Genomic DNA, 14,712 nt, shown 5'->3' with positions numbered 1-14,712 from the left:
CATGGGCGTCGGAACGTTGATCCTGCTGGGGGCGGCCGGCGGCCTGTTACGCGGACTCCCAGCAAGAACGCGCTGCCCGCGCCGAAGCGCAACGGCGGCAACAGCGCTTCGGCCCGCGCTAAGAGGTCGTTTTCTCCCGTTGTTTCATCCCGGAATTTGCAGTTTGGTCCGCGGTTCCGGGTCGCGCCAAGAGATGGTGTTCTCGCTGGTGAGGCGGCGGGCCATGAGGTCGGTCATGGCGAGGTGGATCATGGCTTCGGATCGGTGCGGGTGGGTTTCGTAGTCGCGGGCCAGCCGGCGGTGGAGCATGAGCCAGCCGTAGGTCCGCTCGACCGCCCAGCGTTTCGGGATGGGGGTGAATCCCCTGCTCCCGGGCTTGCGTTGAGTGATTTCCATGTCGATGCCGAGGGTGGCTGCGTGCTCGACGAGGTGCTGGCGGTAGCCGCCGTCGACCCACGCTTTGCGGATGCTGGGATGTGCGGCGGCGACCTGGTCCAGGAGCTGGGTGCCGGCGATGGAGTCCTGCACGCTTGCCGCGGTGACCAACACGGCGAGCACAAGGCCGATGGTGTCGGTGACGATGCTTCGTTTCCGTCCGACGATCTTCTTGCCGGCATCGATGCCCTGGCTGGTGGCGAGCACACTGGTGGAGGTTTTCACGCTCTGCGCGTCGATCACGCAGGCCGACGGTTCGGCCTCCCGGCCTTCCTTCTGTCGTAAGAGTTGCCTGAGCAGGCCGTTGAGCTGGGCGAATACGCCTTCCTGCTGCCACCTGGCGAAGTAGCCGTAAACCGTGTTCCAGTGCGGGAAGTCGTGCGGGAGGTAGCGCCACTGGACCCCGGTGCGGTCCACATACAAGATCGCGTCCATGATGTCGCGCAGGTCATGCTCGGGCGGCCGGCCGAAGTCCAGAGCTCTGCCACGGCGCTCGAAGCGCCAGGCTGCCAGGACCGGCTCGACCAACTCCCAGCGGGCATCGGACAAATCACTCGGATAAGGACGTCGACTTGGCATGCCTCCGGCGTACCGCCGCTCAACGAGTGCGCCCAGGCGCACAGCAATGACGACGGAAGCACGCAGCATGGGAAGCCGGTCATCCTGGGATGAGACAGGAACGAGCAGCACTCCGCCCCAACAGCCACACCTCAGGACTCATCGACCCCAGCCACACCGGCTGCCTCCTTCGCATCGCATCCTCACCCATCGATAATCTGTCTATAAACAGGCAAGACAGATGAAAACGACCTCTAAGACGCCGTTTCTGATGGTGTGATGGCCGCCGCAAAGCATGATGGAAGGGTGTGGATTCTCGAGATGCTCCGACGGCGTCGTTTGGCTTGGCCGACCAGTCCTCCTCCGACCGTTCCTCCCGCCGGACCGCCGTCGTTTCATTGCCCGCAGTGCAAGCAGGCGGCACCCGTCGGGCTTACGGTCTGCGGCTCGTGCGGCTTCCGCTTGACCGAGGATGAAAGGTGAAGGCTTGCCGGAAGCCTCACTTGGTGAGTCGGCGGTAGCTGATAAGGGCTGCGGAGATGCCGACGAAGGCGAGGAAGTGCTCGGCTTTGCGTTCGTAGCGGCGGTGCAGGCGGCGGCAGCCGGCGAGCCAGGACACCGTTCTCTCCACGACCCAACGGTGGTGGCCCAGCCGGGTGGAGGACTCGATGCCCTTACGGGCGATGCGGTGCCGGATGCCTCGCTTGCGGAGCCATCGGCGCAGGTGGTCGTAGACGTAGCCTTTGTCGGCGTGGAGCTTGGCCGGGCGCCGGCGGCGCGGCCCGCGACGGGAGCGGATGGGCGGGATCCCGCGCATAAGCGGTTCCAGGCCGAGACTGTCGTGCATGTTGGCGCCGGAGATGCCCAGCGACAGGGGAAGTCCATTGCGGTCGGTGATCAGGTGGATTTTCGGTCCGCTCTTGCCGCGGTCGGTCGGATTCGGTCCGGTCAGTGGCCCCCTTTTGCCGCCCGAACGCTGACGGAGTCGATCGCACACCGCGACCAGTCCAGCTCACCCCGGGCGCCGAGCTCGTCAAGGATGAGCTGGTGCAGCCTGGCCCAGACACGGTCCCGGCTCCACTGGGCGAAGCGCCGGTAGACCGTGGGCCAGGCCGGACCGAACACCGGCGGCAACTGCCGCCACGTGCAGCCCGATGTGGCCACGAAGACGATCGCCGCCAGGCATTCGCGGTCTCCGGCCCGCCGTCGCCCGCCACCTTGCGGGCGTATGACCTCCGTCGGCGGGACCACCCGCCGAAACAGCGTCCACAACTCATCCGGTGCCAACCGCTCGATCAGATCCGTCATGCACGGCTCAATGACCGATTCCGCCATCAGAAACGGCGTCTAAGAGGTCGTTTTCATCTGTCTTGCCTGTTTATAGACAGATTATCGATGGGTGAGGATGCGATGCGAAGGAGGCAGCCGGTGTGGCTGGGGTCGATGAGTCCTGAGGTGTGGCTGTTGGGGCGGAGTGCTGCTCGTTCCTGTCTCATCCCAGGATGACCGGCTTCCCATGCTGCGTGCTTCCGTCGTCATTGCTGTGCGCCTGGGCGCACTCGTTGAGCGGCGGTACGCCGGAGGCATGCCAAGTCGACGTCCTTATCCGAGTGATTTGTCCGATGCCCGCTGGGAGTTGGTCGAGCCGGTCCTGGCAGCCTGGCGCTTCGAGCGCCGTGGCAGAGCTCTGGACTTCGGCCGGCCGCCCGAGCATGACCTGCGCGACATCATGGACGCGATCTTGTATGTGGACCGCACCGGGGTCCAGTGGCGCTACCTCCCGCACGACTTCCCGCACTGGAACACGGTTTACGGCTACTTCGCCAGGTGGCAGCAGGAAGGCGTATTCGCCCAGCTCAACGGCCTGCTCAGGCAACTCTTACGACAGAAGGAAGGCCGGGAGGCCGAACCGTCGGCCTGCGTGATCGACGCGCAGAGCGTGAAAACCTCCACCAGTGTGCTCGCCACCAGCCAGGGCATCGATGCCGGCAAGAAGATCGTCGGACGGAAACGAAGCATCGTCACCGACACCATCGGCCTTGTGCTCGCCGTGTTGGTCACCGCGGCAAGCGTGCAGGACTCCATCGCCGGCACCCAGCTCCTGGACCAGGTCGCCGCCGCACATCCCAGCATCCGCAAAGCGTGGGTCGACGGCGGCTACCGCCAGCACCTCGTCGAGCACGCAGCCACCCTCGGCATCGACATGGAAATCACTCAACGCAAGCCCGGGAGCAGGGGATTCACCCCCATCCCGAAACGCTGGGCGGTCGAGCGGACCTACGGCTGGCTCATGCTCCACCGCCGGCTGGCCCGCGACTACGAAACCCACCCGCACCGATCCGAAGCCATGATCCACCTCGCCATGACCGACCTCATGGCCCGCCGCCTCACCAGCGAGAACACCATCTCTTGGCGCGACCCGGAACCGCGGACCAAACTGCAAATTCCGGGATGAAACAACGGGAGAAAACGACCTCTAAGCCCCTTGAGCCGGTGAGCGATGTGGGGATCGCTCCGGCGTGACACGGCGGCGGCGCGCGACGCGGTGGTGCGGTCGCGCGCCGCTTCACGTTCGCGTTGTTCTGGCGCGAGGGAACCGGGCTTTCACGCCGACCTTGTAGAGCCACGCGCCGTCGCGAGGGGCAGCGCTCAGGGCCGCAGGCACCCCGTACGCTCCAAAGCCTTGCAGGCGGCGAGGTAGCCCGCGATTTTGAACGCCAGTTCGTGAGAGCCGAACGTATCGGCGCGGGCGTGCCGCAGCACCACCCGAGTGGCGATCACGATCCCGTGCTCGGGCAAGCTCAGCTGCTCCTCGATCCCCAAAGCGGCAGCCGCGAAGAAGCGCGGCAGGACCGCGGCAGGTTCGTACTCCACCGCAAGCTCTTCAGCTACCTCGAAGGCGAAGCCCTCCGCTGCGGGCTCGAAATCCACCTCGATCTCCGCGAAATGTGGCGCGCAGTTCTGCTTCTGATGCAGTACGTGTACGCCACGGATCGGATGCGACGGGAACCGAGGCAGCGCTGACGTCATGCCGGAACGCTATCCCGGGCCTGGCCGTTGGGTGCGCACCAGTGGCTGCCAGCGGGCCGGTGCGCGTCGCCGACGAACTCGGCATCGACGCCGACCCGGACGCCATCGGCCCGCGGCTGCTGATCCTCCTCGAAGAGGTCAACGCCACGATGAAGCAGCTGGCCCGCTACTGGGAGAGGACCCGCGAGTCCGGCGACCCGAAGGTCTCCCCGGCGATCGACGCGCTCAACGAGATCCTCTACATGGGCCGCCAGGTCCGCATGCACGTGCTCCTGGTCGCCCAGTCCGCCACCGCCCGCGCCCTCGGTGGCCCGGAGGTCCGCGAGCAGTTCGCCACCCGCATCCTCGCCCGCTACAGCATGAGCGCCTGGCGCATGCTCGCCCCCGAGATCCACCCGGCGCCGAAGCCCACGAAGCACGTCGGCCGCGCCCAGGTCGTCATCGGCGGCACCGCCCGCGAGACGCAGGTGCTGTTCTTCACCGACGCCGAAGCGTGCACCGACCCACCCGCACGCCTCGCCGGAACCGCTCGCCCCCTGTGCTCGTCTTGTGCGCTGACTGTGTACGAAACGGGCAAGTGGGGGACGTCGTGACGCGGAATGTGACGAAGGCCGGTCTCATCGCGGTGGCCATGGTGACGGTGTTCGGGGCCTCGGCCTGCGGCGGGGAAGCCGGCGCGGCGGCCTCCGGGGGCGGGGCGCCGTCAGGCTCGGCGGCGGTGCCCGACGCCGACCTGGAGAAGCTGGCCGCGGCGGCGCGAGTCACCCGGAACGTGCCGTGGAACCTGGACATCCTGGACCAGCGGTCGCGTCCACTGAACGGGAAGCTCACCACCACCGCCACGGGCAAGGGCGTGCACGTCTATGTGATCGACACCGGGATGGACATCGCCCACAAGGAGTTCGGCGGACGCGCCCACCTCGGCGCCGACTTCGTGGGCCCGAAGGACTCCGGTGACTGCTTCAGCGAGGAGGGGACGGGCCACGGCACGTTCGTCGCCGGCGTCATCGGCGGGGCGAAGTACGGGGTGGCGCCCAAGGCGGAGCTCGTACGGGTCCAGGGCGTCCTGTGCGAGAGCGGGGGCGGCGGTTCGTCGGCGGCGGCCGAGGCGGCGCTCGTGAAGTCGGTCAAGTGGGTCACCGCGCACGCGCAGAAGCCGGCGGTGGTGAACATGTCGCTCAACCTCGACCACCGGTCGGCGGCGTTGGAGTCCGCCGTGAAGAAGATGGTCGATGCGGGGATCCCGACGGTGGTGTCGGCCGGAAATTTCCATGACGACGCCTGCAAGCACTCCCCGGCCGGCGTCCCCGGCACGATCGTCGTGGCGGCCTCCACCTCGAACGATCGGGCGTGGAGCGACGGCGGCTCCTACGGCTCGGGTTACGGACGGTGCGTGGACCTGTACGCCCCCGGCCAGAAGGTGACCTCGGCCCTCGCCGGCGGCGGTACGGTCACGGAGACCGGCGGCGCGACGTCCTGGGCCGCACCGCACGCGACCGGCGTGATCGCGCTGTACCTGTCGGCACACCCGCACGCCACGGCCGACCAAGTCCACGTCTGGCTCGACCACACGGCCACCCGCGGTGTCATACGCGGTGTCCGCTCCGACACCCCCAACCGGCTGCTCAACACCGGCGGCCTCTGACCTGGTGGGTCAGGGCACCACTTTCGGTTCCCCGCTCTCGGGCTTCGAGTCACCCGACCGCACCTGCGGCCCCCTGTGCACGGCACGTCCGCCGTGCTTCTCCCGGCGCCCGGCGGCCACCCGCTTCATGGATGTCGGCCCTGCGTTCCCATCGGATGCGCAGACGGCGGAAGCCGTGCAGCCACGCGAAACTCCTCTCCGCGACCCAGCGGTAGGTGCCCAGTCCCGTGCCGTGCAGGGTGCCGCGTCCGGCGATCGCGGGCACGATGCCCCGGGCGCGGACCTGGTCACGGTAGATGTCATGGTCGTAGCCCCGGTCAGCGAACAGCGAGTCCGGCTTGCGTCGGGGACGGCCGATGCGGCCGCGGACCGGTGGTATCGCGTCGAGCAGTGGCAGCAGTTGCGTGACGTCGTTGCGGTTGCCGCCGGTCAGCAGGACCGCGAGCGGGGTGCCGTGGCCGTCGGTGATCAGATGGTGCTTCGAGCCGGCCCGGCCCCGGTCGACCGGCGAGGGGCCCGTGTGGTCCCCCTTTTAGCGCCCTGACGTGGGAGGAATCGACCACGCATCTTGGCCAGTCCAGCCGGTAGGCCGCATTCAACTCGGCCAGCAGGACTTCGTGCAGCGGCTGCCACACGCCGGCCTCGTTCTAGGGTCCGCCTTCAAATTGATCTTGCCCAGAGCAGGATTGATGCGAGTGTGACCGCTGCTTCGTAGGAGGTGGCGGTTTTCTCGTAGCGGGTGGCGATGCCGCGGAATCCCTTGAGTTGGTTGAAGCAGCGTTCGACGGTGTTCCGGCGGCGGTAGGTCTCGCCGTCGAAACCTGTTGGCCGGCCGCCTCGCCGGCCTCGGTTGCGGCGGTGCATCTTCTGGTCGTTCTTCTCCGGGATGGTGTGTACGATGCCGCGTCGTCGCAGGTAGGCGCGGAATCCGCGTGAGCTGTAGGCCTTGTCGGCGATCACGTGACCGGGACGGCAGCGGGGGCGCCCGGGGCCGGTGCGGGGCACTCGGATGCGTTCGAGCAGAGGCCTCGCGCAGACGCCGTCGTGCCGTTGCCCCGGGGTCAGCAGGACGGCCAGGGGCCGGCCGCGGCCGGCCCCTGGCGAGGTGGATTTTGGTGGTCAGGCCTCCTCGGGATCGGCCGAGGGCGTGATCGTCCGGTTCGTCCGTCCGGTGTTTCCCCGATGGCATAGCGGCGGAAGCGGGTGTAGACCGTCTTCCACGGGCCGTAACGTTCCGGCAGGTCATGCCAGGAAACCCCGGTCCGGATCTTGTAGACCACCCCGTTGATCATCCGCCGGTCCTCCGCCCGAGGCCGGCCCCTGCCAGCACTCGGTATCAGCGGAGCCAGCAACTCCCACTCGACATCGGTCAGTTCATGGCGACGGATCACGAAAACATGATCCACCATCGAACGATCTTTTGAAGACGGACCCTAGTCCCGCAGCCGTCGCCAGCACGTCATGCCCGACCCGAAGCCGAGTTTCTGCGGCAGGTACTCCCACTGGATCCCCGTATGCAGCACGTACAAGATTCCGCACAGCACATCCCGGTCCGGCAACGGCCTGCGGCAGGGATACCGGAACCTGCGCTCACGCTGCGGCAGCAGCGGTTCCACGCGGTCCCATAACTCATCCGACACGATCCACGGCGACGTCCCCACACCGGACCGAACGCTCAACTCCCGCACCAGTCACGGCAGCCAGGAACGACCCACCGCTTTGCGTTAGCCGTTGTTATAGCCCTCTCATCTTCAGCAAGAACACCAACGCACCCACACCAGCCGCTACCAGCATCAATACGACCAGGCAGCCTAACCAAGATCGAGAAAGCCACTCAGCGCAAACCGCAGCCCCCGAGCACATCGGCCTGGCCCGCAAGCACGTGGACGACCTGCTGGCGCTGCACGACGACTTGGTGGGCGGCTGCCGCGACATTCCCTTCGTGGCCGCGGCAGCCGGGGACGGGCGGACGTGGTGCGAGCAGCAGGCGGAACTGCTGCTCGCCCGCGGTCTCGACCACCTGCGGCAGGCAGGGCCGGTGAAGGCGGACGAGCTGGCCGGGTTCGCCAGGACCGTGACGACCGGCCGGTGCGCTGCCGTCGTGCCTCCCCAGCCGGCCGGTGACTGAGCTACGGCCGCAGGATGAGCTTCCCGGCGGCGTGACCGCTCGCGCTCAGCTCCTGCGCCTTCGCGGCGTCCTCCAGCGGAAGGCTCTGCGCGAGGCGCATCGTGAGCTTGCCGTCGGCTGCGAGGCGGGCGTACTCGCCGAGGCGGGAACCGAATGCGGCGCCGGGGCCGGAGTAGGGGATACCCAGCTCGGCGGCCTTCGGATCGGCGATGGTGATGATCCGGTCGGTGCCGCCGCGCAGGTCGATCGACACCTCCAGGTCGCCCGCCCCCGCGGTGTCGTACACGGCGTCGATGCCCTGCGGTGCGGCCTCGCGGACCCGGTCGGCGAGGCCGGCGCCGTAGGCGACCGGGATCGCGCCCAGCGAGCGCAGGTAGTCGTGGTTGCCGGGGGAGGCGGTGCCGATGACCGTGGCGCCGCGGGCGACCGCGAACTGAACACCGACGGCGCCGGACACACCCGCGGCTCCGTGCAGCAGGAGCGTGTCGCCTTCCCCGACGCCGAGGGCGTCGAGCACGCGGACCGAGGTCTCGACGGCGACGGGCAGTGCCGCGGCGAGGTCCCAGTCGAGGTCCGCGGGCTTCGGGCCGAAGTCGACGGCCAGCGCGTGCTCGGCGTACGCGCCGGTGACGGTCCAGCCCAGGACCTCGTCACCCACCGCGACGCCGGTCACGCCTTCGCCGACCTCGTCGACGACGCCGGCCGCCTCCAGGCCGGGGATCGCCGGGAACGGCGGCGTCATCTGCGGCCTCCTCCCGTTTTGGATCTTGAGGTCGAGCGGGTTGACCGCTGCCGCCATGACCTTCAGCCGCACCTGTCCGGGTCCGGCGTGCGGCTCGTCGACCTCTGCGAGGCGGAGGACTTCCGGGCCGCCGAACTCGGTGTAGGTGATCGCCTTCATGTCCTGCTCCGAATCTCGTCGCTCTAGGTGAAAGATCAACCTTGGCCGGGACCTGCGGCGGCCGCACCGGCACTTCGACTAGTTCCGGCGGGGCCGTTCATCGCGGCTGGAGGCTCAGGAACCAGCCATGTTTGTGGGCGCGGTCCAGCCGGTGGATCGGATCCACTCGACCAGATCCAGGGTGGCCGGCTCGATCGAGCGCACCACCGCGAGGTCCGACGGGTATTCCGCCGCCTCCGCGAACTGGCGGAACATCGCCTTGTCGAGGTCGCTGGGAAGCACGCTCAACGGCAGGGCCTCGTACCGTGCCGGGAGTCCGGCGTGCGCGCCGAACGCCGCGGCGATCTGGGGGCCTGTCAGCTCGTCGCCGACGAGCTCGAAGGCTCCGCCGGGCGCCTCCGCGGTGTCGAGCAGGAGCGCGGCGGCGACCCGGCCGATGTCCCTGATCGAGATCATCTTCAGGGCGGCATCCTCCGGCATCGGCAGCCTCAGCACGATCTCTCCGTGCTCCAGGCTCGGTGCCATCACCTCCATGAAGGGGGCCGGGCGAACCATCGCGGCCCGCAGGCCGGACTTCCTCAGGTGCTCCTCGATCCAGTGCTTGGAGTCGTGGTGCGGCACACCCCTCTCCCGGTCCGCTCCGATGACCGAGTTGAACACGACGTGCGGGACGCGTGCCGCGACCGCCGCGTCGACGAGCGCGGTACCGACGCGGATCTCCGCCTCGACTTCTTCGAGGCTGTTCGCCTCCGGGGTCATGAAGTAGAACGCCTCGACCGCCGTCAGCGCGGTGGCCAGCGACTCCGGGTCGTCGGTCCGGATGGGCGCCAGCTCGACGCCGCGGGCGGCCAGCGCCTGAGCCCGGTCGGACTGCGGGGTGCGGACCAAAGCCCGTACCCGCGCCCTGCGGTCCAGCAGAGCGTCGACCACCGCCCCGCCCTGTTGCCCCGTCGCGCCGAAGACTGCGATCGTGCCGGCCGTCTGTGTGGCGGTGGGGGAGGACGACGCGGGCGCGGCGTCCTCGAACTTGATCTGTTGTGACATGTCTCCACGATGTGGTCTGCGGCGCCAGGCGCACCACCGGTATCCCGCCAGGTTCTTCCGATAACCCGCCAGAGGCGGGTAGCCTCGATCGCGTGTCCGACCCCAGCGGCGAGCCGACCTTCTGCACCGACCATGCGCCGTTGTCGGCGCCGCTGGCCCATGGCGCCGACGTGGCCGCGCACTTCCACGACTACGGCCAGCTCCGCTACGCCGCGCGTGGGGCCCTGGTCACAGCGACCCAGGTGGGCACCTGGGTGGCGCCGGCCAGTCGGATCATGTGGGTGCCGCCCTTCGCGGTGCACAGCAGCAAGGCGTACGGCGAGACGGACATCCGGGTGCTGTCGCTGCCCGTGACGCTGACCGGACAGCTGCCGGCCGAGCCGTCGGTCTTCGTGGCGAGCGCGTTGCTGCGCGAGGCCTATCTGGCGCTGATGAGCGAGGGCGAGCCGCTGGAGAGCCCCCGTGCGCGGCTGCTGATCGACGTCGTACTCGCCGAGCTCGCCCGCGCCGCACAGGAGCCGCTGCGCCTCCCGGAGCCGAGCGACCGGCGTCTCAAGGCGGTCACCGACCTGCTCCACGTGGACCCAGCAAGCCCGGCGACCCTGGCCGAGCTAGGCCATCGCACCGGCGCCAGCGAACGCACCCTGAGCCGGCTGTTCGGCAGCGAGCTGTCGATGAGCTTCCACCAGTGGCGCACCCTGCTGCGCACCCAACGGGCGCTGATCGAGCTCAGCGACGGCGCCTCGGTCACCGACACGGCGATCCGGCTGGGCTGGTCGAACCCCAGCAGCTTCATCGACGCCTTCACCGAGCTGGTCGGTCAGACGCCCGGCCGCTATCGCTCGTCGGCTCGGTCCTCCCGCAGCTCCCATGGGTGACAGGTTGGCGGGTAGCCGTAGTGCCTGGCGGAACATCGGTGGCAGCCCAATGGTGCGGGTGCCCACGCTGCAAGGGTGACTCCCTCCGTCACTACCCAGAGCTCCTCGCCGGCATCGCCGGCCTCGGCCGGTGCGACCCTGAGCGACCTCATCGTCCAGTCGCTGGCCCGGCACAGCTCGTCGGAGGCGTTCGTCGCGGGCGACCGACGACTGACCTACGCCCAGGTGCGAGACCAGGTCCCGTCGAAGCCATGAAGGGTGAGGGGGCGGCGGCCGGCTTCCTGCCCGGCGATACAATCCGCGCGGCGTCGGGCCCCAGGGGGCCGGCGGTTTCGGGGAACTGCCGCGGGGGGACTGTGTTGAGATTCCGGTTGCGCGCGCTGCGCGCGTTCGTGTTGCTGGCCGGGTTCTTCCTGATGGGCTTCGTGCTGCTGGCGGCCATGGGGGCGCTGGACTGGCTGATGGTGACCCGGGTGTTCGTCGATCGGGCGGCGTGGGCCGAGGGGGCGCTCCTGACCGTCACCGTGGTGCTGGCCCTGGCGATCCTGCAGGGCATGCTCGCCTTCCTGAAGGCGGGACGTCTTCAGCCGGAGCGGCACGCGCTCGCGGTGGGTCCCGACCAACAGCCCGAGTTGTGGGGACTGGTTCGGGCCGCCGCCGAGGCGACCGGGGAACGGCCACCGGACGAGCTGTACCTCGAGCGGGTGAACGCCGCCGTGGCCGAACAGAGCCGCCTGCTGGGCCTGTTGCCCGGTCGCCGCCGCATGTACATCGGCCTGCCGTTGCTCGTCGGTACGACCGTCCCCCAGCTGCGCGCCGTGCTCGCCCACGAGTTCGGGCACTATGCCCACCTCGACACCCGGCTCGGCGGCGTGGTCATGCGAGGTCGTGCGGCCGTGCTGCACACGGTGGACGTGTTCGGGCGGAGCGACACCTGGTTCCACCGGGCCGTGGGCATGCTGTACGTCAACTACGCCCACCTGTTCCTGCGCACCTCGCAGGCCGTGGGACGTGAGCAGGAACTCGCCGCCGACCGGACAGCCGCCCGGCACGCGGGGCGGGACGCCACCGCAGCCGCACTGCGTGCCCTGCCGGTGCTCGACGCCGCACACGAGCACTACCTGACGGCGTACGTCGGGATGGGTGAACCGGTGGGCGCCCTGCCGCAGCAGGGAGAGGTGTACGGCGGGTTCCGCCGAATGATCGACGCCCGGTCACCCGAGGGCATCGCCGAACTGTCGACCGGGCGACGCCCGCCGCACCCGCACGCGTACGACTCCCACCCTCCGATCACCGAACGTGTCGCACTGATCGAGGCGTCGGCCGAGGACGGCCGGGCCGGTGAGCTGGACGACAAGAGGTCCTCGCTCACCCTGCTGCGCAACGTGGAGGGGGCGTTCACGGCGCTGGAGGCGTGCACGCTGGCCGCTGAAACGGCTGGGCTATCCCGCTTGGGGTGGGACGACCTCGTCCTGGCCCGCGCTGTCGTCGACGCGGAGGGGTGGGCCCGGCCGTTGCAGATCGCCGTGGCCAGGGCGCTGCGCTCGGCGGCCCGCGCCCACGACGACGCACCGGCCGGGCCCGTCGAGGACGATGCGCTGCCCGGTCTGGAGGCCGTACTGGACGCCTTCGACCGCGGCCTGCTGTGGACGGAGATCGCCGACCGCATGCCCAAGCACCACCAGGCGGCACGCCTGACCGGGGCGTCCGCCCGCAACTTCATGCGGCCTCGGGTCTTCGACGGCCTCGCGGGTCTGGTCCACCTGCGTCTCGTCGAGGCCGGGCGAGCCACCCCCGACATGGACTGGTCGGGCCGGCCCGGGCTCGCTCTGCCCGAGGAGTGGGAGCAGGGCATGGACGACGCCCTCGACGCGGCCGTCGCCGACACCCCGGACTCGGCACCGCTGCGTTCCCTCCTGGCCGGCATCGGCTCGGGCGGCCAGAGGCCGTGAGCGCGGCCGCCCCGGTGACATCCCGACGGCCGAACTCCTAGTCCATCCGCGCGGCGGCCGTTCTGCGCCCACGGCGCCGTCGGCGTCCTCGGGCCGCCCGCCTCCGGGGCCTACTCGGACAGTTCCACGAGAGGCGGATGCAGGGCGGGCGGGACGTAGGGTTCGGCGGCCGCGATGCGGTGGCTGCCCACGCCGTGCCTGCCGCCGTAGCGCGCCAGGAAGCCGAACTGGGCCAGCGAGGCGAGGCCGGTGACCGCGGTCGCGGCCCACTGCGCGGGCCCCTGGGGCAGGAAACGCGGCGCTGCGCGCCGCCGCACGGATCCGCACCGCACCACTCGCCACGCCCCTGCGGGTGATCCACGCCCACGTCGAAGTCCCGGCCCAGAGGCCGCCCGCGGGCCTGCACACCCTCCGACCGACAACCGGCTACACGTACGAGCCCGGCGGGACCGCGCAAGTGCCCATCGTGGCGGTACACCTGGGTGACATCGCACTCGTCGGCCTTCAGGCCGAGCTGAACGCCGCCACCGGTATGGCCGTCAAAGCCGCCTTGCCCTTCCCGCACACCTGCCTCGTCACCATGGTCAACGGCGCGGCCAAGTACATGGCGGACGCGGGCAGTTACGACCGCATCGCCTACGAGGCCATGAACCGAGGCGGCCACTCACGACCACCCTGCCGTGCGACGACGTCGGGACGTAGTGCGGCTATGGGGAGTCACCATGGCAACGTCTTCCCTGACCCGGGACGCCGAACTGCTCGCGCTCCACACCGGGATGTCTTACCAGCAGGCCTTCCAGATCGCCGGAGCCACACGGCGCCGCGATCCGCTGATCCCTCGACCCGCGGGCGTCCAGGAGCTCCTGGAGCGATGGGTGCTCCGGACCATCGCCTGGCCGTCACACGACCCCGTTTACCCGTGGGGCATCGTGTGGTACGGCCGGAGGGGAAACACCTGACGCTACGCATCGAGGGGGAAGCCACGGCTGCGGAGTTCGCGCGTGTGCTGCCGCCGCGCATCGATGAGGACGGGCAGTTGCTCGGCATTCCCGGCGCGCGGATCTCCCCGCCCGACGAGCGCGGTATCAGCGTCTCGCTCCTGGGGACGCCAGCACGCGTCCGGATCGTCGGTGTCGCCGCCCGTGTGTGGAGGGAGGTGCTGGCGGCCGCTGAGAGGTAGGCCCAGGAGGACGAGAATCAGGTCAGTTGCCAGCAGCGGTCGCCGTGGCGTTGGACCGACGAGGAGCAGGCGAACGCCCGCCACTTGGGCGCGTTGTCGGTCGTGCGCTCTTGCCGGGCCGACGACACCGCGTGGCTGGCCAGCGGGGTCTTGCGGCGGGTGTCCGAGTGCTGAATGCCCAGCCGGGCGTCGAGTCGATGGAGGGGACGATGTTGTGGGGCGACAGGAATCCCTCGTATGTCAATTCCGCGGAACGTCGCCACGCACGGGGAAAATGAGCTTCTTCCAGCAACACGCCATGCGGGCGGTGGTGTTGGCAGGCGGCACCACCGGTCCGGGGTGCCAACAGAAAGCAGGCCGGTTCCCCGGCTCCGGAGGCGAGCGCGGAGGCATGCTGGGCACTGTGTTTGTGGGCGTGCACCGCCCTTGAGAGCGCGCCTTTGAGGTACCGCCCTTCCTTCGGCGCGCCTGGTCTTCACCGTCCTCCCTGCCGGATCTGCCCACGCTAGAGGTGGGCAGGGGGGAAGGCGCTGGTTGCGCCGATCGGCTGACCGTGTCGGACTTCCGGTCGCGGCGCGGGCGGCGCCAAACCGAATGCCTGGTGCGGCAGCTCCAGCGTGTCGGCGAAGCAGCGCAGTACGTCGACGTCCTTCATCGGCGAGATGCCCCGCTCGTATCGGGAGACCTGGGCCGCGGAGTAGCCCGTCTGCTTGCCGAGTCCGGCGAGCGTTTGGCCCTTGGCCTGCCGGGTCTGCCGTATCAGCTCCCCGGTTGGGAGGCATCGCCCCTTCGCCCGAGGGTGTCGCAAGCTATCTCTCTTCGAGCTGGATCTCGGTGCGCCCCGCAACGGGCGATACGGGCCGCCACGTCGACCGGCGGGCCGGGGGGTAGCCCCACCTTCAAGTGGGTGGTTGGCGGTATCCCGGGCCCGGACCTTGATCGAAAATACTGGGCTCACATC

15 protein-coding genes and 3 pseudogenes are annotated in these 14,712 nt (G+C 69.4%); 8 read left to right on the top strand and 10 right to left on the bottom strand.

Annotated features, from left to right (window positions below):
* Positions 1-144: 144 nt before the first annotated feature.
* Together QF030_RS03445 and QF030_RS03440 are read right to left on the bottom strand one after the other, a co-directional pair.
* Positions 145-1,014, bottom strand: coding sequence for an IS5 family transposase (locus tag QF030_RS03445; RefSeq protein WP_307167452.1), 870 nt, complete (start codon positions 1,012-1,014; stop codon positions 145-147).
* Positions 1,015-1,492: 478 nt separating this feature from the next.
* Positions 1,493-2,301, bottom strand: a protein-coding gene (locus QF030_RS03440) for an IS5 family transposase (RefSeq protein WP_373428877.1) whose coding sequence is annotated in 2 segments (ribosomal slippage) — positions 1,493-1,944 and positions 1,944-2,301 — 810 coding nt in all. Because the reading frame shifts where the segments join, the coding sequence is not laid out codon by codon here.
* Between the two features lie 277 nt (positions 2,302-2,578).
* Between QF030_RS03440 and QF030_RS03435 the strand changes: the two genes are divergently transcribed.
* On the top strand, positions 2,579-3,448 hold the full coding sequence (locus QF030_RS03435) for an IS5 family transposase (protein ID WP_307167452.1): 870 nt from the start codon (positions 2,579-2,581) through the stop codon (positions 3,446-3,448).
* Between the two features lie 194 nt (positions 3,449-3,642).
* Here QF030_RS03435 and QF030_RS03430 read toward each other — a convergent pair whose 3' ends face one another.
* The gene (locus tag QF030_RS03430; RefSeq protein ID WP_307161149.1) at positions 3,643-4,023 is read right to left on the bottom strand and encodes a hypothetical protein; all 381 of its coding nucleotides are present in this window, start codon (positions 4,021-4,023) and stop codon (positions 3,643-3,645) included.
* A gap of 41 nt (positions 4,024-4,064) precedes the next feature.
* Between QF030_RS03430 and QF030_RS03425 the strand changes: the two genes are divergently transcribed.
* Positions 4,065-4,616 carry a hypothetical protein gene (locus tag QF030_RS03425; RefSeq protein ID WP_307161148.1) on the top strand — a complete coding sequence of 184 codons (552 nt, stop codon included), beginning with the start codon at positions 4,065-4,067 and terminating at the stop codon, positions 4,614-4,616.
* Positions 4,613-5,668 (top strand): S8 family peptidase, encoded by a 1,056-nt coding sequence (locus tag QF030_RS03420; protein WP_307161147.1) that lies wholly within the window; start codon positions 4,613-4,615, stop codon positions 5,666-5,668. Before QF030_RS03425 ends, QF030_RS03420 begins: the two co-directional genes overlap by 4 nt.
* A 49-nt stretch (positions 5,669-5,717) precedes the next feature.
* Here the strand turns inward: QF030_RS03420 and QF030_RS03415 are convergent.
* The 3 pseudogenes from QF030_RS03415 to QF030_RS03405 all read right to left on the bottom strand — a co-directional run.
* Positions 5,718-6,312 (bottom strand): annotated as a pseudogene (locus QF030_RS03415) (IS5 family transposase); the annotation flags it as partial.
* Positions 6,313-6,328: 16 nt separating this feature from the next.
* Positions 6,329-7,056 (bottom strand): annotated as a pseudogene (locus QF030_RS03410) (IS5 family transposase).
* A 48-nt stretch (positions 7,057-7,104) separates the two neighbouring features.
* A pseudogene (locus QF030_RS03405) lies at positions 7,105-7,329 on the bottom strand (transposase); the annotation flags it as partial.
* 221 nt (positions 7,330-7,550) lie between these two features.
* Here QF030_RS03405 and QF030_RS03400 point away from each other — a divergent pair.
* Positions 7,551-7,796 carry a hypothetical protein gene (locus QF030_RS03400; RefSeq protein ID WP_307161146.1) on the top strand — a complete coding sequence of 82 codons (246 nt, stop codon included), beginning with the start codon at positions 7,551-7,553 and terminating at the stop codon, positions 7,794-7,796.
* Between the two features lies 1 nt (position 7,797).
* Here QF030_RS03400 and QF030_RS03395 read toward each other — a convergent pair whose 3' ends face one another.
* A complete protein-coding gene (locus QF030_RS03395) occupies positions 7,798-8,697 on the bottom strand; it encodes an NADP-dependent oxidoreductase (protein WP_307161145.1) in 900 nt (299 codons plus the stop codon).
* 114 nt (positions 8,698-8,811) lie between these two features.
* The gene (locus tag QF030_RS03390) at positions 8,812-9,741 is read right to left on the bottom strand and encodes an NmrA/HSCARG family protein (RefSeq protein WP_307161144.1); all 930 of its coding nucleotides are present in this window, start codon (positions 9,739-9,741) and stop codon (positions 8,812-8,814) included.
* 92 nt (positions 9,742-9,833) lie between these two features.
* Here QF030_RS03390 and QF030_RS03385 point away from each other — a divergent pair, with 92 nt between their 5' ends.
* The 3 genes from QF030_RS03385 to QF030_RS03375 all read left to right on the top strand — a co-directional run bounded on the left by QF030_RS03385 (position 9,834) and on the right by QF030_RS03375 (position 12,571).
* A complete protein-coding gene (locus QF030_RS03385) occupies positions 9,834-10,619 on the top strand; it encodes an AraC family transcriptional regulator (RefSeq protein WP_307161143.1) in 786 nt (261 codons plus the stop codon).
* A gap of 75 nt (positions 10,620-10,694) precedes the next feature.
* A complete protein-coding gene (locus tag QF030_RS03380) occupies positions 10,695-10,874 on the top strand; it encodes a hypothetical protein (RefSeq protein ID WP_307161142.1) in 180 nt (59 codons plus the stop codon).
* A gap of 104 nt (positions 10,875-10,978) precedes the next feature.
* Complete coding sequence (locus tag QF030_RS03375) at positions 10,979-12,571, top strand: M48 family metallopeptidase (protein ID WP_307161141.1); 1,593 nt, start codon at positions 10,979-10,981, stop codon at positions 12,569-12,571.
* 110 nt (positions 12,572-12,681) lie between these two features.
* On the opposite strand, the gene QF030_RS03370 is transcribed toward QF030_RS03375, so the two are convergent.
* On the bottom strand, positions 12,682-12,888 hold the full coding sequence (locus tag QF030_RS03370; protein ID WP_307161140.1) for a hypothetical protein: 207 nt from the start codon (positions 12,886-12,888) through the stop codon (positions 12,682-12,684).
* 405 nt (positions 12,889-13,293) lie between these two features.
* Between QF030_RS03370 and QF030_RS03365 the strand changes: the two genes are divergently transcribed.
* On the top strand, positions 13,294-13,530 hold the full coding sequence (locus tag QF030_RS03365; RefSeq protein WP_307161139.1) for a hypothetical protein: 237 nt from the start codon (positions 13,294-13,296) through the stop codon (positions 13,528-13,530).
* 726 nt (positions 13,531-14,256) lie between these two features.
* Here QF030_RS03365 and QF030_RS40490 read toward each other — a convergent pair.
* Positions 14,257-14,709, bottom strand: a complete 453-nt coding sequence (locus tag QF030_RS40490) for a helix-turn-helix domain-containing protein (RefSeq protein ID WP_373428723.1) — start codon at positions 14,707-14,709, stop codon at positions 14,257-14,259.
* Positions 14,710-14,712 lie beyond the last annotated feature (3 nt).

It is taken from the genome of Streptomyces rishiriensis (assembly GCF_030815485.1).
GTDB lineage: Bacteria > Actinomycetota > Actinomycetes > Streptomycetales > Streptomycetaceae > Streptomyces > Streptomyces rishiriensis_A.
The sequence above is the reverse complement of the archived record's forward strand: the minus strand, read 5'-3'. Positions and strand labels throughout refer to the sequence as shown.

Bases quoted from the DNA above. Each gene is read 5' to 3' on its own strand.
- QF030_RS03395 (WP_307161145.1), bottom strand. From the start codon at position 8,697: ATGAAGGCGATCACCTACACCGAGTTCGGCGGCCCGGAAGTCCTCCGC.
- QF030_RS03435 (WP_307167452.1), top strand. From the start codon at position 2,579: ATGCCAAGTCGACGTCCTTATCCGAGTGATTTGTCCGATGCCCGCTGG.
- QF030_RS03365 (WP_307161139.1), top strand. From the start codon at position 13,294: ATGGCAACGTCTTCCCTGACCCGGGACGCCGAACTGCTCGCGCTCCAC.
- QF030_RS03445 (WP_307167452.1), bottom strand. From the start codon at position 1,014: ATGCCAAGTCGACGTCCTTATCCGAGTGATTTGTCCGATGCCCGCTGG.
- QF030_RS03430 (WP_307161149.1), bottom strand. From the start codon at position 4,023: ATGACGTCAGCGCTGCCTCGGTTCCCGTCGCATCCGATCCGTGGCGTA.
- QF030_RS03390 (WP_307161144.1), bottom strand. From the start codon at position 9,741: ATGTCACAACAGATCAAGTTCGAGGACGCCGCGCCCGCGTCGTCCTCC.